This is a genomic window from Corynebacterium sp. SA-MJD20WY100 (assembly GCF_039822565.1).
GTDB lineage: Bacteria > Actinomycetota > Actinomycetes > Mycobacteriales > Mycobacteriaceae > Corynebacterium > Corynebacterium phoceense_A.
The window spans coordinates 97544-120200 of the sequence record NZ_JBCJKS010000005.1 but is presented as its reverse complement, the minus strand read 5'-3'; the positions used below and the strand labels follow the sequence as shown (position 1 = coordinate 120200).

Here is a 22657-nt window from a genome sequence, read left to right as displayed (position 1 = left end):
TCTAGGATAGTGGGCCAGAGCCCGAAACGAGAAAGCGAGATTATGACTACTGTTGGCGACATTCGCGCGGTGTTGGATGCGGCCTACCCGCCGTACCTGGCGGAGAAGTGGGATGCGGTGGGGCTTATCTGCGGCGACCCCAAGGCCGAGGTGAAGAAAGTAGCCTTCGCGCTCGACTGCACGCAGGCCGTCGCCGAGCGCGCCGTGGCGATCGGCGCGGACATGCTCATCGTCCATCATCCTCTGCTGCTGCGCGGCGTGACAAGCGTTGCTGCCGATACCCCTAAGGGCAAGGTCGTCCACACCCTCCTCGCCGGAGGGGTCGCCCTTTTCGCTGCGCATACCAATGCGGACAAGGCCCGCCCGGGTGTTAACGATCGCCTCGCCGAACTCGTGGGCATTACGCCTGGCCGTCCCATCGTGCCCGTCGACCCCGAGGTCATCGATCACTGGGGACTCCACGTCCCGGCTCAGGACGCCGAGACCGTCAAGGCCGCCGTCTTCGCCGCGGGCGCTGGCGCCATCGGCAATTACCACGAGTGCTCCTTCGAATTTGCGGGCCAGGGCCAATTCAAGCCGGTGGAGGGAGCCAACCCGACGGAGGGGGACATCGGAAAGCTTGAGCGCGTAGACGAACTGCGCGTGGAATTCGTCGCGCCCTCCTCGAAGCGCGGCGCCATCGAGCAGGCCATCTATGAAACGCACCCGTACGAGGTGCCGGCCTTCGAGGTCGTCGAGACAGTCGGCCGTAAGGATCTGGACACGGCGCTGGGGCTGGGCCGCATCGGCAAGCTTGAGCGGCCTATGAGTCTGCGGGAATTGACGCAGCAGGTGGCCAATGCCCTGCCGGAGACGGCGTGGGGCGTGCGCGCGGCCGGCGACCCGGACCGGACGGTGGAGACCGTCGCGGTGAGCTCCGGCTCGGGCGATAGCTTCCTGGAGGCGGCGGCGAAGCTCGGCGCGGACGTGTACGTGACCTCGGATTTGCGCCACCATCCGGTGGATGAGACGCTGCGCGCACACGATATCGCCGTGATCGATACCGCACATTGGGCGAGCGAATTTCCGTGGACCGGGCAGGCGCGCGATATTGTGGTGGAGGCAACCGGCGTCAGCGCCGAGATTATCGAGTTGCGCACCGACCCATGGACGATCAGCGCACACAAGGAGAACTGAACTATGAAACTGCGCGTAGAACTGCACGAGGTACTGCTCGAGCTGGCGAACCTCCAGCGCTCCCAGGGCGTGGCTGTGGATGAACAGCTGCCTGAGGAGAAGGAAGTCGCCAAGCAGGAACAGAAGCTCACCCGCCTGCGCAACGCCGCGGGCTCGGCCCAGATGGCTGTGGACGATATGGAGGCGGAGATTCTGCGCATCCAGTCTGACGAGCGCAAGCTGCGTCGCCGCGAGCGTGACGACAAGGCGCAGCTCACCGCGGAGCTCGACCCGGAGAAGCGCCGTGACCTGGAGCACGACCGCTACACCGCGAAGTCCCGCATTGCGGATCTCATGAGCGAGCTGCAGGAAGCCCACAACGAGATTCACGCGCTGCGCAATAACGTGGACGTCCACGGCGCCCAGATTTCCGAGGCCGAGCGCCAGCTCGAGGCCGCCCGCCGCGAGGCCCAGGCTGCCCGCGATGCCCGCGAGGCCCAGCCGGATCCCACCGTGCGCATCTCTGAGCTGCGCGACCTGCTGCCCACGGACGTGCTCGAGGAATACGACCGCATCCGCGTCGAAAACGGCGTGGGCGCCGCGAAGTTCAAGAATCGCGCCTGCGGCTCCTGCTACATCGAGCTCCCGCCGGCCGCCGTGGGCTCCATCCGCGGCGCCGCTCCGGAAGAACTGCCCGAGTGCCCGGACTGCGGCGCGCTCCTCGTTCGCTAACTAGTTTTTTTAAAGGCTGGTCAATGAAGGTCGTCATGTACACGGACGGCGGCTCGCGCGGCAACCCCGGCGTTGCCGGCTCCGGCACCGTCGTCTACGCCGCGGACGGGGTCACCGTCCTGCGCGAAATCGCCTACGTCGTGGGCAAGGGTTCCACCAATAACGTGGCCGAGTACCACGGACTCCTGCGTGGTCTCGAGGCCGCCCGCGACCTCGGCGCCACCGAGGTGGAGACCTACATGGACTCCAAGCTCGTCGTCGAGCAGATGTCCGGGCGCTGGAAAATCAAGCACCCGGACATGCAAAAGCTCGCGCTCGAGGCCCGCCGAATCATCTCCGGCTTCCAGTCCTTCTCCATTACCTGGGTCCCGCGTGCGAAGAACAAGGTGGCCGACGCCTTGTCCAACGACGCCATGGACGCCTGTGCCGCCGGGCACCCCGTCGGCATTGTCCAGCGTGCCGATGCCCCCGCGACCGAGGCTCCGTCTCCCGCCCCCGCGCCGGCCTCTGACTCGGAGACCCCCGTTCCTGCTTCCAACCTGTCCTGGCTCGGCGAGCGCGGCCCCGTCACGCGTCTCGTCCTCCTGCGTCATGGCGCGACCGCCATGAGCGAGGCCCACCAGTACGCCGGGCGCACCGACGCTGAGCTGTCCTCCGCGGGCCGCGCCCAAGCCGAGGCCGCCGCCCGCGCCGCCTCCCGCTGGAGCATAGATGCCATCGTCTCGAGCCCTTTGCAACGCTGCCGCGACACCGCGCAGGCTGTCGGCTCCGCTGTGAACCTGCCTGTGCTCACCGCCGACAACCTGCGCGAGGTGGACTTTGGCGCCTGGGAAGGCCACACCTTCGACGAAGCCCACCAGCGCGACCCCGAACTACACTCCGAGTGGCTCGAGGACACGTCCATCGCCCCGCCGGGCGGCGAGTCCCAGCAGGCGCTGCACCGCCGCGTGCTCAAAGCCCGCCGCGCCCTCGTCGATGAGTACCCTGGAAAGACCGTCCTCGTGGTAAGCCACGTGGGCCCCATCAAGGATCTCCTGCGCCAGGCCCTTGGCACCGGCGCCGCGACCGTGAACCACATCTTTCTCGACTTGGCCTCCGTCTCCGTTGTCGAGTTCTGGGATTCAGGCTCGCTCGTCCGCTCGATTAACGATGTCTCGCACCTGGGGCTAGACTAGAAAGTCGCGAATGAGCCGACCGGACGAACGCGACGCGCCGAACTACCGCTTTCACAGCGGCCAGCGGACGCCGAGGAAAGTCTGGACTCCACAGAGCACGGTGGTTGCTAACAGCAACCCGGGGCGACCCGCGGGCAAGTGCAACAGAAAGTAAACCGCCGTTTCCTCACTCCGTTCGGAAACGAACGCTGTGCGGAACCGGTAAGGGTGAAACGGTGCGGTAAGAGCGCACCAGTACCGTCAGCGATGGCGGTAGCTGGGTAAACCCCACTGGGAGCAAGGCATCACGGCTCGCCACTGGCGGGCCTGCTCAGGTGTTTGAGGGCTGCTCGCCCAAGCCTGAAGGTAGCTGCTTGAACCAACTGGCAACGGTTGGTCTAGATGGATGTTCGTCGCGCCACCCACACGGGCGGCGTACAGAATCCGGCTTATAGGTCGACTCATTCGCCCTTTTTAACGGCTAGGCTGGCTTTCTATGAAGCTGTATGCCGCCCCGTTTGATTTCCACCCCGTCGCCGAGGAATTCGGCATCGAGCGTGCCTTCCCGCCCGCTGTCGAGGAGGAAGCCCGCAACGCGCGCGACCGCTTCGCCGATATCCGTCGCGACGCGCGCCACATCCCGCTGGTGACCATCGACCCGGCGGGCTCCATGGACTTGGACCAGGCCGTCCACATCGAGGCCACCGCCACCGGCTACACCGTCCACTACGCCATCGCTGATGTTATGGCGTTCATCGCGCCGGGCTCGCCGCTGGAAGTCGAGGGCTTCAAGCGCGGCCAAACCATCTACCTGCCGGACGAACCCGCACGCCTGCATCCCGCAGCCTTGTCTGAGGACGCCGCCAGCTTGCTTCCCCGTGCACCCCGCCCCGCCGTCCTCTGGACCTTCCAGCTCGACTCCGCTGGCGAGGTATCTTCTTTCGACGTCGAGCGCGCCCTTGTCCAGTCCCGCGCCCGCCTTGACTACGAGGGCGTCCACGCCGATCTCGTGGCGGGCCACCTGCATTCTTCCATCGCGCTCCTGCCCGAAGTCGGCGCCCTGCGCCAGGCTTCGAGCTTGCGCCGCTCCGCTATCAACCTGCGCGTGCCCTCCCAATCCGTGGAGGAGACCGCCACCGAGTCCGGCGAGACTGTTTTCGAATTGGTCGCCGAGCCGCGCTACGAGGTTATGGACTTCAACTCGGAGATCTCCCTTCTTACCGGCATGTGCGCGGGCCAGCTCATGGCCTCCCACGGCGTCGGGCTCTTGCGCACCTTGCCGGCTGCTTCGCCTGAGTCCGAGGCTTCCTTCCGCTCCGAAGTCGCCGCACTCGGTTTCGACCTCACGGACCAGTCGATTTCGGAATTTCTGCTCAGTGTCGATCCCGATACCCCGCGTGGCATGGCTGCGATGCGCGAAGCACAGTACCTCCTTCGCGGCGCCGGCTACCAGTGGCTCACCCCTGACGAGGAGCCTGAGGTCCACGCGGGTATCGGCGGCTACTACGCCCACGTCACCGCGCCGCTGCGCCGTCTCGCGGACCGCTTCGCCACCGAGGTCTGCCTCGCCCTGTCTGCCGGCGAGCCTGCGCCCGAATGGATCTCCTCCCGCGCAGATGAACTCCTGGAAACAATGAAGCGCACGACCTCCGTCGCCTCCCAAGTCGACCGCGCTTGTCTCAAGCTCACCGAGGCCACCGTCCTCGCCCCGTGGGTGGGCACTAACTTTGATTCGATCATTCTCGACTCGACTCCGGAAAAGTCCAAGGCCCGCGCGTTCGTCACCACGCCGCCCATCGTCGCCGACGTCATCGGTGCGCCCGAACCCGGCGCCGAGACGGCTATCTCTCTCGTGCGTGCCAATCCCGCCGAGCGCTCCGTTGCCTTCGCCTGGCCTGCGGATTAGCTTTCCCGGCCTTCGTGTCAGGAGCGATTGTTAGCCTGTCGGTCCATCCACCCGTCGAGTAGAAAGGACCGGATTGATGATGGACTATCCAGTATCTGAGGCCAGCCTCGTGAAAGCATGCACCGCACTCTACGGTGATGACAGCAAAGTCGATGAGTATCGGCAGACCGTCCGCGGCGCGTTCAACCAGCTTGTCGCCACCGGCATGAATGAGACCGCGGCCCGCGAGGTAGTCCAAGCCCAGTACATCGACGAGGTCGTCGAAGGCGAACGCCAGCGTCGCGCCCATGAGGACCGTCTGGCCGCCATCACGCCCATCCCAGTGCCTGACGACCCCGATGAGTACGACGCCCTCGTTGAACAGGGCATGCGGGAAATGAACGGCGATGGCGAGTACGAAACCGAGGAAGAATTCCAGATTCGTTACAAGAATTTCTTCTAATCATCCGCGCCAGCGTGCAACAGCGTGGGACGAACGACTTGTTCGTCCCACGCTTCTTTGTATCCGCTCAACCTTCCGCCGGCGCAAAGTGAATTTTTGGTTTCCAACGCGACAAATCATCGAGTTTCGGGCATGCTTGGTGGGCAGAGGGGGACGCCTTTCGGGCCCCAGCCGACGGCGTTGAACTCCTTGAACTCCCCAACGTTTATTTGTTGATCGAAGTTTTAAGGAAAATACATGTTAAGACCACTGCATAATGTGGCGTGCCTTGGCATAGCTGCAGCCTTTCTCGCAGGCTGCACCGTCAGCGACGCCGAGCCACAGCCTGCCGTCGGAACTGCCGCCGTCGCAAGTCCCGCGTCGCCTGCACCAGACACCGGTCACGACGAAGCGCCAGAGGACCAAGCATCGATTGATTTGGGTGGCTGGTCGATGCCTGAACCGGGACCTTTTGATTGGCGGGAGTATCACGAGAATCCATTCAAACCATGTGAGGAACTGCCTGAGAATGTCGTGGCCCTACTCGGCTTTAAAAAGAAGGCAATGAATCTTACCGATGTTCAACCTTATACATGTGATTTGGTGGAGCAACAGGAATTAAAGAATGACTCTGGATTGCTATTCATTACTTCGTACGGCGCCTCTCTTAGTCAACTTCAAGAGGGGCGATTCGAGCTGACCGACGAGATTGTTCCGAGATTGAGTAATGCACGTGTAATGCAGCAGACCGGCGGTGATACGCAGACTACCTGTTTCGCAGCGATCGAAACTCCCCGAGGAACGGTTGCCGTCAACTATGTCAATAGCTTGGGTCAAGGCAGTGGTGAAACCTTCTGTGACGTGCCCACCCGAATCCTTGAAAATCTTTTTGAGGGAAGTGATGCAAAGTGAAACTCGATACTCAACGTATTTCCGCTGACGCAAGTGCTGCAGAGCGCATCACGATGTTGCTTGACGCCAACGGATTGAGCCTGTCGAACGGCATGTCTGCAAATTTGTCATCGATTAGCGGCGTTAGGGAAACTGGAATGATCCATGGTCGACTCTTGGGAGACGATCCGGCTTCAGCAAAAGCCTTGATTGATAAACTCACGGATCACGTTGATTGGATTGGGGGACAGCTAAGAAAGTTTGCTGTTGGAGCAATTGCCCAGGATGTGCTTGCGGCGCATTCGCTAGAAGCCGTTGAGACGGGCGGGATTTCTCCGGATGAGATTTTCATGTTGGACCCGCAGCCTGATGCGAGCTATGGCACAGTTCATTTCGTGAAGCCAGTGGTGGCAGTCGGAATGGATGCCCTGTCGGTTATTGCTGAGGTGCTGTCGCTCGACGCCAATAGCATCTCCGCGACGCTGAATCAGTGGAAATCTGTTTCGGCGTCGGCGGGGGAGGCTGCGGCGCAGTTGGAGTCGATGGCGGCATCGCTCGAACAGTCGAATGAGGGCGAGTCGATTGACGCTGCGGTGGCGAAGATCCGTGAGATTGCAGGGACGGGCTCGGAAATTGCGGCGAATGCGGGGGCGATGGCTGGTCGCACGGGTGCGATGCTGGGATTGTCCCAGGTATCGAAGTTGATGGCGCTGTCCATTGCGTCGACGTTGTCGCTGCCGATGGATCCGGTGAGCCGGGAAGCCGTCGAGCAGTCGGGGCTGGTCATGATGCAGAATGCACTGCAGACGATGGTGGATGTCTCGCTGCCGCCGGTGGCGAGCATCGCGCAGCCGCAGATGCGCGCCTCGGGAGGAGACTTCACGGCAGGCATGGACGCGGTCAACGCGAGCGGGTTTGGTTTGTCGACGGATGAGGTGGACTGGCCGAAATCCTTTGAGGAAGCGGTTGCGCGCGGTGCGGTGGGACCTGGGTCCTTCGAGATCGTCGATGGGCAGCTGCGGCCGGTCAATGATATCGGGTTGTCCGCGGAGGACCTGGCGCAGTTGAATAAGGCCGCGCAAACGTACGTTCCGGCGTTTTATGACGCAGCTGGATTGCCGGAGCTGTCGCAGGCGTTGACGACGCCGGCATCGGTTGGAACGCTGCCGAGCGCGGCGGGGTTGACTGCAGGTTTGCCTGGCGGGGTGGGCGGCGTCGCGGGTGGATTGTCGGGTGGCGCGCCGGGTATCGGGGCGTTGTCGGGCGGAGGAGCGTCGCCAGCGAATCTCGGTGGTGCATCGGGACTTGGAGCGGCAGCAGGACTGGGTGGGGGAATGAACTCAGGGCTGGGTGGCTCAGGCATCGGTGCCGCACCGATGGGTGCGCTTGGAGGTGCTGGCGGCGGTGCGGCTGGGGCTGGAGGTCGTGGCGGAGGTGTGCGCGGTGGCATCGGAAGCCGAGTAGGCATGCCGGCAGCGGGTGGACTCGGCGCGGGTGTAGGACGCGTTGGGCTGCCTGGGGCAGGTGGAGTCGCGGCCGGTGGCGCGGCAGGTGCTGGTGCTGCGGGCGTGGGTTCGACGGGCGCTGGGGTGCGTGCGGGCGGTGTCGGCGGTGGTGCTGGTGCCGCGCATCGCGGCATGGTGCCGATGATGGGCGCCGGTCACGGTCAAGGAGACAAACGGGGGAAGGTAAAGACCGTGACGACGGCGGTGGAGCAAGACCAGAACCGGCGGGCGCTGCTCGGTGAGGTGCCGCCGTCGGTGCCGGGCGTCATTGGAGCGTGGGTGCGCGACTAAGAAAGCGCGACCTTGTGAGCGAACGGCGAAGGCCCCGAGCAGTTCTGCTCGGGGCCTTCGTGCAGGCTGGCTTACTCGGGGCCTACTCGGGGCGGGCAGGCTCGCCGGGGTGGAGGGCGATGACATCGAGGCCAGCCTCGGAGAGATCGTCCGCAAAGTGGTCTGCCTTGACGGCGGGGACGTAGGCGACGATGGCGTTAGCGATTCCGGCGGAGGCGGCGCGGGTGCCGACGGCGCCGCGTAGAGCGGAAAGTTCCGCGATCTGCTGCGCATTTTCCAGGCCGTAGATGGCAGCGAGTTCGGTCTGCGAGGACCCGAGGACGGAGAAGAGCTCCGTGCCGCGGCGCGAACGTAGGGACCGGGCGACGCCCTGGGCGCGGGTGGTCTCATCATCGAAGAAAGCGAGCCAGTTGCGGGCATCGGGAAGCGTGGGCTGGCCTTCGGGACCGTCGATTTCGTGGACGGCCGTGAGCCAGTCGACGACGCGCGGGGCGGCATCGGGAAGCAGACGCAGCGAGTCCGTGCCGAAAGCGTGGCAGGCGTCGTGGACGAAGCGCTGACGGGCGCGAATGTGGGCTACGGAGGCGGCGATATCGCCCGCGGCGGGGACGGAGACGACGAAGCCACTCATCTCCTTGCCCAGCGGGTGCGGTGCCTGGGTGACCGAGTTATCCGCGTAGTCGATGACGGAGACGGTCTCCGCGGCACCGCGCAGCGCCGCCGTGTGGCGGGCGCGCAGGGGCGGGACCTCGGAGAATAAAGTGACAGCCTGGGCGCAGACATCGGCGATGCGGGCGCGCATGGGGGCATCGGCAAGCTCCTCGTGGTCGCTGATGAGTGCGAGGGCCGTGGCGACGTCCATGGCCGAGCGAGCGCCGAGGCCAGCGTGCGGTGGGATATCCGAGACGACCGTGATGTCCATGCCGGAGGTCTCGCGGGAGAGGAGCTGGCGGTTGATGAGCATCCACACCATGCCTGCCACGCGGGTGTGCGTGCTGCCCGTGGGCGCTGGCGGGACGATGGTGCGGCCCTCCGAATCTGTGGTGGGCTGCTGCGCCGCTGCCAAGGCGGCGAGGGCCTCGAGCGACGAGTCCTCCGTGGTCTCCTCGTTGTTTTCTGCGATGGTCACGCGAATGACGTCATCCGTGCGGGGGCTCACGGCCACGGCGGCGCGCAGATCCACCAGCCCGATGACGGTCACGCCGCCGTAGTAATCCACGTGCTCGCCAATGACATTCCACGTCGCAGGAGCGCTGGCCACCGCCTGCGGCTGCGCGCCGGTCAAGCGCGTGTGCAGCTCACGGGCACGGTCAGCGGCGGGGGAGTCGGGGTGGTGCCACATCGGCATGAAGAATTACTCCTTTGGACTGGGGTGCACGCCTCCCCGGCGCTGCGCGACAGGCGCGCGCTGCGGGGAGACCAAGCGGAACAGTCGACATTCTACCGGTCGCACGGCCCGCGTTTCGCGGTAGCCTGGGTGGCACAGATTACGACGAACGCGCCGCGACGTCCCCGCCGCGGCAGGCAAGGAGGAAAGACAATGACGAACGCAGGCAACACCAAGTGGTACTACGACGTTGCTACCGGCCAGGTGACTGAAGGCCCCGAGTCCGGTTGGGATAACCGCATGGGTCCGTACGATACCCGCGAAGAGGCCGAAAACGCCCTCAAGCTCGCTGCAGAGCGCAACGCTGCTGCCGATGCCGCCGATAAGGCCTGGGAGGACTAACTCCCGCGCGCAGCCGCGCTGCGCCTATCTGTGCGAACGGCCGCCGTCCCCGTATGGGGGCGGCGGCCGTTTCTGCGTTGCGGCTCGGTGCGCGGTTAGGCGTCCATCTTCTTGCGCAGCGGCTTGAAGGAGGACTTAATAGCCTTGAACGCTTCGTGGTAGTCCGCGAGGGCTTCGAGACCAATCATGCGCTCTCGCTGGTAGAGCAGGCCGTAGCCGAAGGTGTCCTCGCCGCGGCGGCGGGCGGCCTCAGCCAGTTCGAGGAGCTTGTCGCGCGAGGTGACGGAATCCTGGAAGTCGCCGAGCACGGACTGCATATCCTTGCAGGCCTTGTAGAGTGCCTTGGTCTTGAGGTTCGTGGCGGATCCTGCGGCCTCGGCGGCGTAGCGCAGCTTCTTTGCGGCCTTGCGCATGTCGTGGAAGTAGTTCTCGCGCTCGTGGAGCGTGAGCTCGTCATTGCTCCAGTTCTTCACGGCCTTCTTGTGGCGCTTGACCAGCTTCGCATAGGCCTCGCCCAGGTGGTTGGCCATGACGGTTTCCATGTCGTGGGCGGGTTGCTCGTGGGCGGCGGGCTCAGCCTCGGGCTGTGCGTCCTCAGGCACGGGGGTTGCGGCAGCGGTGTCCTCGGCAGTCGTGTCCTCGGCGGGGGTGTCTGCGACGACCGGCGGATCGAGCAGAAGTTGGTCGAGTTCTTCGAGTAGGCCCAGGTAGCGATCCGAGTTGAGGGCGCCGATCACGTGGCGGTGGGCGCGGCGGTATTCGCGGCCCATGTCGTGGGCGATGTGGTCGCGGGTGGCCTCGTCGAGAACGTCGGAATCCTCAGACGCGAGGAGGGACCGCCAGCGCTCCTCGACGACCTCGGCGTCGCGTGCGACACCGAGTAGGCCTGCGAGGGACTTGAGTTCGCTTTCAATGTGCGCGATCTGCGGGCCCTCGACGATTCCGTGGAAGGTCTCCATGTGGCTGCGCAGCTCGCGGGTGGCCACGCGCATCTGGTGGACAGAGTCCCACTCGTTGGCGCGGACCTTGGGGTCGTACTCGATGATTTTGTCGCGGTTGGTCTGCAGTGCGGCGATGACGGCCGCGGCGGCGGAGCCCGGCTCGACGGTGGACTCGCGCATGCTCGGCGGCAGCGGCACGTTGTCCACGGAGTCGCCCAGCGCGGTGGCCAGCTTCGACGGGGACTTAGACGGGAAGGCACCGGCGGCGATGAGCGCCTCGGAGCACAGCTGGAGCAGGTTCGCGGGAGCCGGGGCGTCGGCTGCGGGAGCCTCGGCGGCCTGGGCGGCGGCCTCGGCGGCGACGCCGGTGAGCTCGACTTCCCACTCGCGCCAGCGGGTCTCCTTGCCGGCGGGCAGGAAGGACTTGGCGGTGACATGGTCGTCACAGAACTCGACGACGGGGTTGCCTTCGGGGTCCGCGTAGGTGATCTCGGTGCGCTTATTGTCCACCTGAGCGATGGGCTTGAGGGGGAGGTTGCGCACGAGCGAGCGGATTTCGGCGAGCAGCTCGGCGGGGACGATGTAGTTGCCGTCCGCGGCGTCATCGAGCGGGGCGTGGAGTTCTTGGCGGCCAGCGGCGGTGGGGGTCTTGATGTGCCAGCCGGAGTCGTTGCCGCCGGTGCGGCGACGCAGCGTCATCTTGGCGCGGGTGAGACGCAGGTCCGGGGTATCAAAGTAGATGGCGGAGAGCTCGTGGTGCTCCTCGCGGGCGACAGAGCCGATCTCAGGCAGCGTGGTGAGATCCGGCAGCTCGGCGGAGCTGTCGACTGCGAATTTGGCCTCGATTTCGAGGGCACTGGTAATGGCCATCTACTCTTTCCTTTTTCTCGACGTGTGGATGTCCTTCTGGGCCTGATCCTACCTTTTAGGGGTAGAAAATGGTCCATAACGGTGCGCGACTGAGGTTACGCGGTCAGCGCACGCTGGCGCGCGTCGAGTCCGGCTGAATCGCCGCCCAAGCGTGCAGCTTCAGCGGCGGCGATGCCGTCATGCAATCCGTCGAGGTGCGTCGCCGAGAGCGAGAGGGTCGACAGGTGAGGGAAGAGACGGTCGCGGGTTTCCTCGGCTGCGGTCAGGCGGCGGGCGAGGACGGGCAGTGCCTGCGAAGCCACGGCAGCGAGGTCCGTGGACGAGGAGTTCGCATCCTCACAAGACACGGCGGAGTCGGACGTGGGGTCGTATGAGTTCGCCTCCTGCAGCAGGTCGCCAATGCGAGTGGCGTAGGACAGGCGGAAGCTGCGGCGGTAGGCGGCGGTGGTGCGGGTGCGCTTGGCCTCGGCAGCGCCGGGGGAGGACGTGAGGAAATGCTCGCACTGGCGGGCGAGTGAAGCGTGGAGATCGATGACATGGTCGAGGTCGCTTGCGGTGCCGATGAGCGAGACCAGCCCGCGGGAGTCGATGAGCACGCCGGTGACGCCGTTGGCGTAGCAGACTGCGGCGAGCAGGCTGAACTTGTGCTTGACGTACGGGGCGTCGAGATAGACGCGGCGGGTGATGGGGGCGGCATGGGGATCCTGCAGGGCCTCAGTGAGGCGGTGGGACTGGCGCAGGGACTGGGCGCGGGCGATGAGTGCGTCGGCCTCCTCTTCGAATTCGGTGGACTCGGCCTTGCGCAGGAGGGCCTCGATCTTGCGGCGGATCTTGGCGGCGGGGTCGGATTCGGGCGTCGTGGGTGGGGTGAGGAGTTCGACGTCGCGGAGCACCTTGAGGGAGGTGAGCTCCGCATGCCAGGAGGGTAGAAGACCCACGTCGTAGAAGGGATCGGCGGGTGGCAGTAACCTGAGCCAGGCGGCGCGCAGGTAGGGCGAGGCTACGCGCGCGGGCACGCGGATGGCAGCACGGTGGGCTAAAGGATGGATGGCAGGGCCGAGGATGTGGAATAGGTCGTCTGGGGTCCAGCCGCGCAGGGCGGCGATGACGATGTCGTCGACGATGGTGGTGGGGCTCATCATGGCGTTCTCCTTGAGTGGTTTTAGTAAGAGTGTTCTAACGGAGTGCGCTTAGACTCGCATGGTGCGTGGACATGAATGAGGCGAGACACCCCCGCGGGCTACCCCCGAGATGCTCTGGTGAGCTGGGCAAAGCGGATGAAAAGTACTGCCCAATAGAGTTGGCAGCTCCGCTAGAGTGAAGGGCATGAATAGCCAACACGAGTTTGTCCTGCGCACCGTCGAGGAGCGCGATATTCACTTCATCCGCCTGTGGTTTACCGATATTTTGGGCGGCTTGAAGTCCGTGGTCATCAGCCCCTCGGAGTTGGAGGACGCATTTGAGGAGGGCATCGGCTTCGATGGCTCCTCGGTGGAAGGTTTTTCGCGCATTTCGGAGTCGGACACCATCGCGCTTCCGGACCCGTCCACGTTCCAGATTCTTCCGTTTGACCAGGACGATCCCAACCTGCAGTCGGCGCGTATGTTCTGTGATATCCAGCAGCCGGACGGTCAGGCCTCGCTCGTGGACCCGCGCCAGATTCTGCGCCGCCAGGTCGCGGACGCCGCGGCGGATGGCTTTAGCGTCAAGGCCTCGCCGGAAATTGAGTTCTTCCTGCTTAAGGAGCTCAAAGAGACGGGCAAGTTGAAGCCCACGGATAACGGCGGCTACTTCGACCAGGCGAGCCAGAACACCGCGCCGCGTTTCCGCTCGTATGCGATGCTGGCGCTGGAAGAGATGGGCATCTCCACGGAGATGAGCCACCATGAGACAGCGCCAGGGCAGCAGGAGATCGACCTGCGGCACGCGGACTTGCTCACCATGGCGGATCACATTATGACCTTCCGCTTCGTTATTAAACGTGTGGCCACCAACCAGGGCATTCGCGCGACGTTTATGCCCAAGCCTTTCGAGGAGCACCCGGGCAACGGCATGCATACGCACTTCTCGTTGTTTGAGGGAGAGACGAACGCCTTCCACGATCCGGATGACGAGTTCGCGCTGTCTACGACGGCGAAGCAGTTCATCGCGGGCATCCTCGAGCACGCCACGGAGATGACCGCCGTGACCAACCAGTGGGTCAACTCCTATAAGCGTTTGATGTTCGGCAACGAGGCGCCGGGTTCGGCGACATGGGGCGTGTCCAACCGTTCGGCGCTCGTGCGCGTGCCCACGTATCGCCTGGGAAAGGCGGAGTCGCGCCGGGTGGAAGTGCGCAATATCGACGCGCTCATGAACCCGTACCTGGGCTACGCCGTCATCCTTGCCGCGGGGCTCAAGGGTATCCGCGAAGGCTACGAGCTGGGCGAGCCGGCCGAGGACGACGTCCATTCGCTCACCCGCCGCGAGCGCCGCGCGATGGGCTACAAGGATCTGCCCACCTCGCTCGACCAAGCGCTGCGCGTCTTCGAGCGCTCCGAGTTCATGGCGGACATCCTCGGCGAGCACGTCTTCGAATTCTTCCTGCGTTCCAAGTGGGACGAATGGCACCGCTACCAGGCGCAGATCACCACCTCCGAGCTGCACACCAACCTGGACTTCTAAGCTATGGCGAAGATTCCCTCACCCGCCACGCTGGGGCTTACTCGTCCCACCGCGGCGCAAGACCTCGAAGAACTCGGCTGGACCACCGAGGAGACCATTCCGCTGCTGTGGACGCTCGCGGCCTGCGGTAACGCGGACGTCGCGCTCAATACCCTCATGCGCATCCACGACGCCGCCCCCGAGCTCGAGCCCGCCATGCGCGCTGACGAGGCCCTGCGCGTGCGTGTCCTCGCCCTCCTCGGCGGCTCCACGGCGCTGGGCGATCACCTCGCCGCGAACCCCGAGCTGTGGCACGAACTCGCCAAGCCGCTGCCCACCGTCGCGGAGTTCTACCAAGAGATGCTCGGCGCCATCGAGGCACGCCCTGCGGCCTATGAGACGGAGCTGACGCGGCCGGATGGGGCATCGGCAAGCTTGAGCGGGCCCGGCACCTACGTCGCGGGCATCCGCGAGGCCAAGATTTTGCTCAAGTCCACCTACCGCACGCTCGTCATGCGCCTGGCCGCGCACGACCTGGCCGGCACGCTGCACTCCCGCAAGGGGCAGACCGTGGCCCAGCCCGAAGTCCCGTTCCGCGAGGTCACGCGGCTGACCACAGGGCTTGCCGATGCCGCCCTTACCGCAGCGTTAGCCGTCGCCGTCCGCGTCGTCTATGACGAGGCTCCGCTCGACGCCCAGCTGGCCGTCATGGCCTTGGGCAAGTGCGGCGCGAACGAGCTCAATTACATCTCGGACGTGGACGTTATCTTCGTCGGCTCCGAGGCCACCCCGCGGATTACGCGCGTCGCGGCGGAATTCAATCGGATTGGTTCCGCGTGCTTCTTTGAGGTCGACGCGAACCTGCGGCCGGAGGGCAAGTCCGGCGCGCTCGTGCGCACGCTTGATTCGCACGTGACGTATTACAGGCGCTGGGCGGAGACCTGGGAGTTTCAGGCGCAGCTCAAGGCCCGCGTGCAGACGGGCTACCTGCCGCTGGGCGAGGACTACATCGCGGCCGTCAAACCGATGGTGTGGGAGGCCTCCCTGCGCGACTCCTTCGTCGAGGACGTTCAAGCCATGCGCCGACGCGTGCTGGACAACGTCCCTCCGGAGCTGAAGACCCGCGAGCTCAAGCTCGGCACGGGCGGCCTGCGCGACGTCGAATTCGCAGTGCAGCTCCTCCAGCTCGTGCACGGCCGCTCGGATGAGTCGCTGCGCGTGCTCAATACGATCGAGGCGCTCGAGGCGCTGGTCGCCGCAGGTTACGTCGGCCGCGAGGATGGCCACCAGCTCATCGAGGCCTACGAGTTCCTGCGCCTGCTCGAGCACCGCCTCCAGCTCGAGCGCTTCCGCCGCACTCACCTGCTACCGGAGGAGGGCGACGCCGTCGCATGGCAATGGCTCGCGACCGTCGCCGGGTTCAACCCGGACGGCGCGCAGTCCGCCTCCCAGGCGCTCGCGAAGCGCCTCAAAGAAATCCGCGTGCTCGTCAATGATCTGCACTCGCGCCTGTTCTACCGGCCGCTTCTGCATTCGGTGGTCAATCTCGACTCGGATACGCTCAAGCTCTCGCCGGCCTCGGCGAAGCTGCAGCTCGCAGCACTCGGCTACACGTTCCCGGACCGCGCCTTCGAGCACCTCACCGCGTTGGCCACAGGGTCCTCGCGCAAGGCCCGCATCCAGGCCATTTTGCTGCCCACGCTCATGGGCTGGCTTGCCGAGGCCGCGGACCCCGACGCCGGCCTGCTCAACTACCGCCGCTTGTCCGAGGCCGCCTACGACGCGACGTGGTTCCTGCGCATGCTCCGCGACGAGGGCATCGTGGGCCAGCGCCTCATGCATATCCTCGGCACCTCGCCGTACGCCGCCGAGCTCATCATTTCCGCGCCCGACGTCGTCAAACAGCTCTCGGACGGCGCGACCGGACCCAAGCTGCTCGAGACCTCGCCGCAGCAGGTGTCCACCGCGCTCGTGCGCTCGACTAAGCGCCACGCGGATCCGGATAAAGCCGTCGCCGTCGCACGTTCACTGCGCCGCATCGAGCTCGCGCGTGTCGCGGCCGCGGACCTGCTCGGCTTCATGGACGTGCGCGAGGTCTGTCTCGAGTTGTCCACAGTGTGGAACTCCGTGCTCGAGGCCGCGCTGCGTGCCGAGATCCGCGGCTGGCAGGGCGCCCATAAGGCACCCGAGGACGCGGACTTCCCACGCCCGCCCGCGCGCATCGCGGTTATCGGCATGGGCCGCCTGGGCGGCATGGAGCTCGGCTTTGGCTCGGACGCGGACGTCATGTTCGTCGCCGAGCCCGCCGAGGATGCCGTCGACCCCGAGACCGGCGACCCCGTCGACGAGACCACCGCCGTGAAGTGGGCCGTCACCATCGTCGACGGTCTGCGCCGCCGGCTGGCCAAGCCCTCGGGCGACCCGCCGCTCGAGGTCGACCTGGGCCTGCGCCCCGAGGGCCGCTCCGGTCCTGTCGTGCGCACCATCGCCTCCTACGAGCGCTACTACCGCGAGTGGGGCGAAGCCTGGGAGATGCAGGCGCTCCTGCGCGCCGCATTCATCGCCGGTGACGAGGAGGTCGGCTCCCAGTTCATGGAGCTCATCGACGGTTTCCGCTACCCGGCGGGCGGCGCCTCCGAGTCCACGATCCGTGACATCCGGCGCATGAAAGCCCGCGTGGATAACGAGCGCCTGCCCCGCGGCGCGGACCGCAATACGCACCCCAAGCTCGGCCGCGGCGGACTCACGGACATCGAATGGACCGTGCAGCTGCTCATCATGATGCACGCCCACGAATGCCCGGAGCTGCGCAATCCCTCGACGCTGGGCACGCTCGACGCGCTTGAGACCCACGAGATTCTGCCCGCTGCGAAGGTGAGCGCGCTGCGCGAGGCGTGGTGCCTGGCCACCGACGTGCGCAACGCGCTCGTGCTCGTGCGCGGCAAGCGCGTGGACCAGCTGCCGCCGCCAGGCCCGCAGCTCGCGCAGGTCGCCGGCGCCTCCGGCTGGGCCCCGGAGGACAACCAGGGCTACCTCGACCATTATCTCAAGACCACGCGGCACGCCCGCCGTGTTGTCGATGAGGTCTTCTGGGGCGAGCCCGAGTCCCTCGAGCACGAGGAAGGTCCGTTCTAGCTGCGGGTTTCCTGGCAATAGCCTGCCGATGCCCCCTTATCTCTAGGCAGCGCCCCCTCGCGCGGCCTAGGCTAGATAAGTCACTTGAAACACGGAAGGCGGACGGACCACCCCATGGCTTTGACCCTGCGCTTGGATCTTTCTTCGGCGAATGTTGCAGACCTGGAGGCGCTGCTCGCAGCGGCGCACGCCGGGGGTATCGGCGGCGAGGGCCGCGTGAGCCTCGACGGCACGGAGCTCGTGCTTACCGTCGCCGAGCCCGCCGCCACGCAGGAGGCCCCGCGCCCTGCGACGCCGGACGCCTCGCAGCACTCGAACCCGGTCGGACACGTCGGACCGGTGGGGGAGGCCGCCATTCGCTCCGTCATCGATATTTTGAGCGGCCGCCAGAATCCGCCGCGCACCCCCGGCTTCGGCGAAAACGAGGCGCGCTAGATGTCGCGACGTTTCATCAACGCGGCGCTGTCTGTTTTCGTTGTGGTCGCCGTTGTGGGCCTGGGACTGTGGTTCTACCTGCGCGACCGCGCGCCCGCCGGCGCCCAGACCGTGGGTGAGGCCGTCGCGGAGCTCAGCGGCAGCTCCACGAATACGGACACGATAAGCTCCAACCTCGTCACGGTCCTTGATCGCCTGGGTGTGTTCACACACAGCCCGCTGCACGACCCGGCGCAGTCTCCCGCGCCGGACACCGCGGAGTCGCGCGACGTGCTCATCTCGCGCATGGAACAGGCCGTGGGCCGCGGCGAGCTCACCGCCTTCGAGGCTCGCGCCGTGCTCAAGGCCTACGACCAAGGCCTTATCACCGGCGGAGAGTCGCCGCTCGTTGTCCTGGACTCCGGCGAGGCCCCGGAAGCTTCTGAGTCTTAAACCGCGTCTTCAGCAGCGTCGTCTTCGATGGCGATAATCTTCACGCGGCGCGGCGCATGCGGCTGGCAGCGCTTCTCCACGAAGTGCGTGACCACGATGCCCGCCAGGCCGAAGAGCCACACGCCCAGCACCGCGAGCGCTCCGTGGCGGAAGTCCGCCCACTCCATGCCACGCGAGCTTAAGACCATGCCCATGATCTGTGCGCCGAGCATGCCCGCGACGAAGCCGCCCATATTCGCCAGGCCCGTCGCCGTCGCCACAACGTCATGCGGCAGGCGCTCGCGGATCTTGTCGAACCCGTAATTCGACACCGGCTGCAGCAGTGCCATGACGAACATCATGACCACGACGACCCAGAAGCCGCGCGGCGTGCCCGTCGCGAAGAACAGTGCCCAGCACACGATGTGGGTTGCCGCGAAAGCGAGCGCCACCCAGTCGCGCACGCCCGACAGCCGAGCAGAGATACGCCCGTGGATCGGGCCCGAGAGCACCATGAAGACGGTATTCAGGGTGAGCACGATGCCGGCGGCGGCATCGGAAAGCCCCATGGCTTGCGTCATCATGGGCATGCCCCACATCATGACGAAGACCGGAGCGGCGAGCATGCCCGAGAAGTGGATGAAGAAGCAGTTCCACGCCGTTGCCGAGGTGACGACGGCGGCGAGGCGGGCACGGAGGCTGGGAATGGGGGCATCGGAAGGCGCGGCGGCGGGAAGAATGCCGAGCTTCTCCGGGGAGTCCGCGACGGCGACCGAGGCTGCGAGCGCGACGAGGATGCCCACCGCGCCGAGTGTGACAAACGCCGTGGTCCACCCAGTCACGCCGAGGTACCAGAGGAAAGGAATCGCGGAGATGAACTGGCCCAGCTGGCCCAAGGCGCTCGTGATCTGCGTGAACATCGGCGTGCGGTGCAGCGGGAACCAATAGGGCAGGATGCGCATGACTGACAGGAACGCCGTCGCATCGCCGGCGCCGATGAGCACGCGCGCTGCGACCGCGACCCAATAATTACTGGTAAAGCCGAGGACAACCTGGCCGATGCCCATGATGAGCGCACCGGCGACGAGCATCGCGCGCGGGCCGAATTTATCGATGGCGACGCCCGTGGGAATCTGCGCCAGCGCATACGTGCCCACCTGGATGGAGGTAAACACGGCGATGGCGCCGGCGGTGGAGTCGAAACGCTCGATGGCATCGAGGCTCGCGACGCCGAAAGAGGTACGGCCGGTAATCGCCATGGTGTAGACCGCCATCGCGGCGACCCACACCCACAGCGCCTTCGTGGTGATGACTTCGCGGGGGTTCGGGACCGACTTTTCTTCCGACATGGGTGTGAAGTGTACGCCCCGCCCACTATGGTGTTAGGGGTGGATTATATTTCGACGCGCAATGAAGAACGCACCCCAGCCAAGTTTACGGACATCCTTCTAGGCGGACTTGCCCCTGATGGCGGCCTGTATCTGCCGTCGGAGTATCCGACGATTACCTCGTCCATGCTGGATGAGTGGCGCTCCGTGCTCGCCGACGGCGGCTATTCGGCGCTCGCCGCCGAGGTGCTCAAGCTCTTCATCGACGACATTCCCGCAGCGGACATCGAGGCGATTGCCGCGCGTGCGTACACCACTCCGAAGTTCGCCGCGGAGGAGATCGTCCCCGTCACTTCTTTGGGGGATGGGCTCTGGGTCGGCCACCTGTCCGAAGGCCCCACCGCGGCGTTCAAGGACATGGCCATGCAGCTTTTGGGCGAGCTCTTCGAATACGAGCTCGGCCGCCGCGACGCGTCGCTCAACATACTGGGCGCGACCTCGGGCGATACCGGCTCGTCTGCCGAGTACGCCATGCGCGGGCGCCGCGGCATCCGCGTGTTCATGCTCACCCCGGCCGGCCGCATGACCCCGTTCCAGCAGGCCCAGATGTTCGGCCTCGACGACCCGAATATCTTCAACATCGCTTTGGACGGCGTCTTCGACGACTGCCAGGACGTGGTCAAGGCCGTCTCCGCCGACGCGGAGTTTAAATCCACGTACGCCATCGGCGCCGTGAACTCCATCAACTGGGCGCGTCTCATGGCCCAGGTCGTCTACTACGTCAACTGCTACCTGCGCGTGACCTCCTCCAACGAAGAGAAAGTCTCGTTTTCCGTGCCGACCGGCAACTTCGGCGATATCTGTGCGGGCCACATCGCGCGCCAGATGGGCCTGCCCATCGACCGTCTCATCGTCGCGACGAACGAGAATGACGTGCTCGACGAGTTCTTCCGCACCGGCAACTACCGCCCGCGCCCCGCGTCCGAGACCATGGCGACGTCCTCGCCGTCCATGGACATCTCCCGCGCCTCGAACTTCGAGCGTTTCGTCTTCGACCTCACCGGCCGCGACGCCGCACGCACCGCGGATCTCTTTGGCACGAAGGTCAAGGAGGGGGGCTTTTCTGTCTCCGCCGCGGAATTGGCTGCCGCGCGCGACGAGTACGGCTTCACCTCGGGCCGCTCGACCCACGCCGACCGCCTGGCGACCATCAAGGACGTGCACGAGCGCTACAACTACCTCGTTGATCCGCACACTGCGGACGGCATCAAGGCCGCGCGCGACGCCCAAGCTGCCGATGCCATCGCAACCCCCATCGTCTGCCTCGAAACGGCCCTGCCGGTCAAGTTCGCGGACACTATCGAGGAAGCCATCGGCACCGTCCCGCCGTCCCCGGCACGCTTCGAAGGCATTCTCGACGCCGAGCGCCACGTCACGGATCTTCCCAACGACGTCGCCGCCGTCAAGGATTTCATCACCACATCCATCGACACCACGGAGGTCTAAACCATGGCACAGGAACAATTCGCCGGGCCCGAGTACTTCACCGAGTTCGACCCGGAGAAGTTCATCCGCGACATGAAGCAGGTCAAGGAAATGGACGAGGAGGCCGCCGCGAAGAAGGCGCCCGACTCCGCAGAGAAGACCAACGATGCCAACGCCTGATTTCGTCCTCCGTCTGCGCTCGAAGATCGGGCACGAGCCGCTGCACCTGCCGGGCGTGACCGCTGTCATCCTGCGCGACGTTCCAATGGGCGCCGCGGTGTGGGAAGTGCCGTCGGTGCTGCTCACGCGTCGCGCCGATACCGGCACCTGGGCGCCTGTGGCCGGGATCTCTGAGCCCGGTGAGGATATCGGGGAGACCGCCGTACGCGAGGTCCTCGAGGAGGTCGGCCTGGAGGCCCGCGTCGAGGCGCTCCTTGGCTCCGGAAAGACGGACCCCGTGACCTATCCCAATGGCGACCAGTGCACGTTCATCGACACCGCGCTGCGCCTGTCCGTGCCCGACGGCGCGGAGCCCGTGGTCTCCGACGACGAGAACCTCGACGCTGCCTGGTTCTCCGTGGCAAAGCTGCCGCAGAGCGTCCACGCTCGGCACCGCATGATCATTGCGGACGCGGTGGCGCAGATGAAGCATCCGCAGGGTTTCCGGCCGCGGGTGGGCTTCGTGAAGCGCTCACGGTAACTCGTCCTGTTTCAAGCCAGCTCCGCCTCGTGTGCGGGGCTGGCTTTGGTTTTGTGGCGGTTTGGGCTGAGTCGGAGGCCCTGAAGCGCCATAAACCCAAAGCTAGGAATTCTGCCCGCGGAACTCACGGACCCGTGCGGACACGGCCCGGTAGGCTTCGCCAGAGACGACGTCGCGGTAGCCGAAGCGGAGAATGATAAGCCCGTGCTCGGAATAGAGGGCATCGGAACGACGCTTTTCGCGGTCGAGGTTGAACGCCTGGTCCGCGGAAAACGTCCCGTATTTTCCTTTGCCATCGAGCTCGACAACGATGGGCGTGTCATTGACTCGGAAGTCCACTCGGTAGGTGCGTCCGCGCACGGTGAAGGAGGCTTGAGGGGTGACGCGAAAGTCATTGTTCGCAGTGCATTGTGCGTAGAAGATTGCTTCCAAGGCAGAGTCGAGACGAAGGGGAGGGGCGGTCAAGGCAATCATGTCTTCGATGCCGTCGAGCTTTTTGATCCCTAAGTCTCGGCATTCCCTGGCGCACTGGACAATGTCGCTATAGGCAGTAGGTACGCGTGACATAAAGCAACACAGCGCGATGAGCGCCGCGGTATGTCCGTAGAGGCGGTAAAGGTCAACAACCGTGCGTGCCGGGATGGTGATGAGTGCGCCGTTGTAGTCGCAGTAATGAGAAGCAGGTACAGCGCTATAGAGCGGCAACTCATAGGGGTCTTTTGTCGTAGTTGGGGCACAATAGGTCTCGACCCGGGTTGGAAAAGCTTCGAGCCGCCAGAGCCCGACCACCGCCGCAGCGGCATTCCCAGCGAGGAGGCGTCCGCGCGCTGCGAAGGAGTGCGCGAAGAGTGGATATTTCTCCCAGTCCGAGGTGGGAACCTCTGCGGTAGGGAAATACACGCTGCGATTGATACGCGTGAGGGTT

At 65.3% G+C, this 22657-nt stretch carries 20 protein-coding genes and 1 other RNA gene; 16 read left to right on the top strand and 5 right to left on the bottom strand.

Annotated features, from left to right (window positions below; genetic code table 11):
* The first annotated feature begins 42 nt into the window (after positions 1 to 42).
* The 8 genes from ABJ196_RS04390 to ABJ196_RS04355 all read left to right on the top strand — a co-directional run bounded on the left by ABJ196_RS04390 (position 43) and on the right by ABJ196_RS04355 (position 8055).
* Positions 43 to 1176: a Nif3-like dinuclear metal center hexameric protein gene (locus ABJ196_RS04390; RefSeq protein ID WP_347305392.1), complete on the top strand. Its 1134-nt coding sequence runs from the start codon at positions 43 to 45 to the stop codon at positions 1174 to 1176.
* Positions 1177 to 1179: 3 nt separating this feature from the next.
* Positions 1180 to 1887 (top strand): C4-type zinc ribbon domain-containing protein, encoded by a 708-nt coding sequence (locus ABJ196_RS04385; RefSeq protein WP_257046004.1) that lies wholly within the window; start codon positions 1180 to 1182, stop codon positions 1885 to 1887.
* Between the two features lie 23 nt (positions 1888 to 1910).
* Positions 1911 to 3062 (top strand): bifunctional RNase H/acid phosphatase, encoded by a 1152-nt coding sequence (locus ABJ196_RS04380; RefSeq protein ID WP_347305391.1) that lies wholly within the window; start codon positions 1911 to 1913, stop codon positions 3060 to 3062.
* Positions 3063 to 3073: 11 nt separating this feature from the next.
* Positions 3074 to 3509: RNase P RNA component class A (rnpB, locus tag ABJ196_RS04375), an RNA gene on the top strand.
* A 28-nt stretch (positions 3510 to 3537) separates the two neighbouring features.
* Positions 3538 to 4947, top strand: a complete 1410-nt coding sequence (locus tag ABJ196_RS04370; RefSeq protein WP_347305390.1) for an RNB domain-containing ribonuclease — start codon at positions 3538 to 3540, stop codon at positions 4945 to 4947.
* A gap of 76 nt (positions 4948 to 5023) precedes the next feature.
* Positions 5024 to 5389, top strand: coding sequence for a hypothetical protein (locus ABJ196_RS04365; RefSeq protein ID WP_347305389.1), 366 nt, complete (start codon positions 5024 to 5026; stop codon positions 5387 to 5389).
* A 237-nt stretch (positions 5390 to 5626) separates the two neighbouring features.
* The gene (locus ABJ196_RS04360) at positions 5627 to 6280 is read left to right on the top strand and encodes a DUF3558 family protein (protein ID WP_347305388.1); all 654 of its coding nucleotides are present in this window, start codon (positions 5627 to 5629) and stop codon (positions 6278 to 6280) included.
* A complete protein-coding gene (locus tag ABJ196_RS04355) occupies positions 6277 to 8055 on the top strand; it encodes a hypothetical protein (protein ID WP_347305387.1) in 1779 nt (592 codons plus the stop codon). Before ABJ196_RS04360 ends, ABJ196_RS04355 begins: the two co-directional genes overlap by 4 nt.
* An 82-nt stretch (positions 8056 to 8137) precedes the next feature.
* On the opposite strand, the gene ABJ196_RS04350 is transcribed toward ABJ196_RS04355, so the two are convergent.
* Positions 8138 to 9403 (bottom strand): galactokinase family protein, encoded by a 1266-nt coding sequence (locus tag ABJ196_RS04350; protein ID WP_347305386.1) that lies wholly within the window; start codon positions 9401 to 9403, stop codon positions 8138 to 8140.
* A gap of 192 nt (positions 9404 to 9595) precedes the next feature.
* On the opposite strand from ABJ196_RS04350, the gene ABJ196_RS04345 reads away from it, so the two are divergent.
* The gene (locus tag ABJ196_RS04345; RefSeq protein WP_066488506.1) at positions 9596 to 9784 is read left to right on the top strand and encodes a hypothetical protein; all 189 of its coding nucleotides are present in this window, start codon (positions 9596 to 9598) and stop codon (positions 9782 to 9784) included.
* A 95-nt stretch (positions 9785 to 9879) separates the two neighbouring features.
* Here the strand turns inward: ABJ196_RS04345 and ABJ196_RS04340 are convergent, their stop codons facing one another.
* Positions 9880 to 11595 carry a CYTH and CHAD domain-containing protein gene (locus tag ABJ196_RS04340; RefSeq protein ID WP_347305385.1) on the bottom strand — a complete coding sequence of 572 codons (1716 nt, stop codon included), beginning with the start codon at positions 11593 to 11595 and terminating at the stop codon, positions 9880 to 9882.
* A 95-nt stretch (positions 11596 to 11690) separates the two neighbouring features.
* Positions 11691 to 12737, bottom strand: a complete 1047-nt coding sequence (locus ABJ196_RS04335) for a DUF2786 domain-containing protein (protein ID WP_347305384.1) — start codon at positions 12735 to 12737, stop codon at positions 11691 to 11693.
* Between the two features lie 184 nt (positions 12738 to 12921).
* Here ABJ196_RS04335 and ABJ196_RS04330 point away from each other — a divergent pair, with 184 nt between their 5' ends.
* The 4 genes from ABJ196_RS04330 (at position 12922) to ABJ196_RS04315 (ending at position 18240) form a co-directional block, all read left to right on the top strand.
* A complete protein-coding gene (locus ABJ196_RS04330) occupies positions 12922 to 14259 on the top strand; it encodes a glutamine synthetase family protein (protein ID WP_066488603.1) in 1338 nt (445 codons plus the stop codon).
* 3 nt (positions 14260 to 14262) lie between these two features.
* Positions 14263 to 17373, top strand: coding sequence for a bifunctional [glutamine synthetase] adenylyltransferase/[glutamine synthetase]-adenylyl-L-tyrosine phosphorylase (locus tag ABJ196_RS04325; RefSeq protein WP_347305383.1), 3111 nt, complete (start codon positions 14263 to 14265; stop codon positions 17371 to 17373).
* Between the two features lie 114 nt (positions 17374 to 17487).
* The gene (locus ABJ196_RS04320) at positions 17488 to 17808 is read left to right on the top strand and encodes a hypothetical protein (protein ID WP_347305382.1); all 321 of its coding nucleotides are present in this window, start codon (positions 17488 to 17490) and stop codon (positions 17806 to 17808) included.
* Positions 17809 to 18240, top strand: coding sequence for a hypothetical protein (locus ABJ196_RS04315; protein ID WP_347305381.1), 432 nt, complete (start codon positions 17809 to 17811; stop codon positions 18238 to 18240). It abuts the gene before it with no gap.
* Here ABJ196_RS04315 and ABJ196_RS04310 read toward each other — a convergent pair.
* Entirely contained in the window at positions 18237 to 19568 is a 1332-nt protein-coding gene (locus ABJ196_RS04310) for an MFS transporter (protein WP_347305380.1), read from the bottom strand. The genes ABJ196_RS04315 and ABJ196_RS04310 overlap by 4 nt on opposite strands.
* A gap of 39 nt (positions 19569 to 19607) precedes the next feature.
* Here ABJ196_RS04310 and thrC point away from each other — a divergent pair, with 39 nt between their 5' ends.
* Genes thrC through ABJ196_RS04295 form a run of 3 tightly spaced genes read left to right on the top strand, consistent with a single transcriptional unit; the run spans position 19608 to position 21732 of the window.
* Positions 19608 to 21053: a threonine synthase gene (gene thrC, locus ABJ196_RS04305; RefSeq protein ID WP_347305379.1), complete on the top strand. Its 1446-nt coding sequence runs from the start codon at positions 19608 to 19610 to the stop codon at positions 21051 to 21053.
* Between the two features lie 3 nt (positions 21054 to 21056).
* Positions 21057 to 21212, top strand: coding sequence for a hypothetical protein (locus ABJ196_RS04300; protein WP_257035058.1), 156 nt, complete (start codon positions 21057 to 21059; stop codon positions 21210 to 21212).
* Positions 21199 to 21732, top strand: coding sequence for an NUDIX domain-containing protein (locus tag ABJ196_RS04295; RefSeq protein ID WP_257045710.1), 534 nt, complete (start codon positions 21199 to 21201; stop codon positions 21730 to 21732). Before ABJ196_RS04300 ends, ABJ196_RS04295 begins: the two co-directional genes overlap by 14 nt.
* Before the next feature lie 102 nt (positions 21733 to 21834).
* Here ABJ196_RS04295 and ABJ196_RS04290 read toward each other — a convergent pair whose 3' ends face one another.
* Positions 21835 to 22632, bottom strand: a complete 798-nt coding sequence (locus tag ABJ196_RS04290; RefSeq protein WP_347305378.1) for a hypothetical protein — start codon at positions 22630 to 22632, stop codon at positions 21835 to 21837.
* Positions 22633 to 22657: the final 25 nt, after the last annotated feature.

What these genes read in the sequence shown, in the direction of transcription:
- ABJ196_RS04370 (WP_347305390.1), top strand. Translation starts at nt 3,538, where the DNA reads ATGAAGCTGTATGCCGCCCCGTTTGATTTCCACCCCGTCGCCGAGGAA.
- ABJ196_RS04380 (WP_347305391.1), top strand. Translation starts at nt 1,911, where the DNA reads ATGAAGGTCGTCATGTACACGGACGGCGGCTCGCGCGGCAACCCCGGC.
- ABJ196_RS04345 (WP_066488506.1), top strand. Translation starts at nt 9,596, where the DNA reads ATGACGAACGCAGGCAACACCAAGTGGTACTACGACGTTGCTACCGGC.
- ABJ196_RS04300 (WP_257035058.1), top strand. Translation starts at nt 21,057, where the DNA reads ATGGCACAGGAACAATTCGCCGGGCCCGAGTACTTCACCGAGTTCGAC.
- ABJ196_RS04295 (WP_257045710.1), top strand. Translation starts at nt 21,199, where the DNA reads ATGCCAACGCCTGATTTCGTCCTCCGTCTGCGCTCGAAGATCGGGCAC.
- ABJ196_RS04365 (WP_347305389.1), top strand. Translation starts at nt 5,024, where the DNA reads ATGATGGACTATCCAGTATCTGAGGCCAGCCTCGTGAAAGCATGCACC.
- ABJ196_RS04350 (WP_347305386.1), bottom strand. Translation starts at nt 9,403, where the DNA reads ATGCCGATGTGGCACCACCCCGACTCCCCCGCCGCTGACCGTGCCCGT.
- ABJ196_RS04320 (WP_347305382.1), top strand. Translation starts at nt 17,488, where the DNA reads ATGGCTTTGACCCTGCGCTTGGATCTTTCTTCGGCGAATGTTGCAGAC.
- ABJ196_RS04315 (WP_347305381.1), top strand. Translation starts at nt 17,809, where the DNA reads ATGTCGCGACGTTTCATCAACGCGGCGCTGTCTGTTTTCGTTGTGGTC.
- ABJ196_RS04390 (WP_347305392.1), top strand. Translation starts at nt 43, where the DNA reads ATGACTACTGTTGGCGACATTCGCGCGGTGTTGGATGCGGCCTACCCG.
- ABJ196_RS04325 (WP_347305383.1), top strand. Translation starts at nt 14,263, where the DNA reads ATGGCGAAGATTCCCTCACCCGCCACGCTGGGGCTTACTCGTCCCACC.
- ABJ196_RS04335 (WP_347305384.1), bottom strand. Translation starts at nt 12,737, where the DNA reads ATGATGAGCCCCACCACCATCGTCGACGACATCGTCATCGCCGCCCTG.
- ABJ196_RS04330 (WP_066488603.1), top strand. Translation starts at nt 12,922, where the DNA reads ATGAATAGCCAACACGAGTTTGTCCTGCGCACCGTCGAGGAGCGCGAT.
- ABJ196_RS04360 (WP_347305388.1), top strand. Translation starts at nt 5,627, where the DNA reads ATGTTAAGACCACTGCATAATGTGGCGTGCCTTGGCATAGCTGCAGCC.
- ABJ196_RS04340 (WP_347305385.1), bottom strand. Translation starts at nt 11,595, where the DNA reads ATGGCCATTACCAGTGCCCTCGAAATCGAGGCCAAATTCGCAGTCGAC.
- ABJ196_RS04310 (WP_347305380.1), bottom strand. Translation starts at nt 19,568, where the DNA reads ATGTCGGAAGAAAAGTCGGTCCCGAACCCCCGCGAAGTCATCACCACG.
- ABJ196_RS04385 (WP_257046004.1), top strand. Translation starts at nt 1,180, where the DNA reads ATGAAACTGCGCGTAGAACTGCACGAGGTACTGCTCGAGCTGGCGAAC.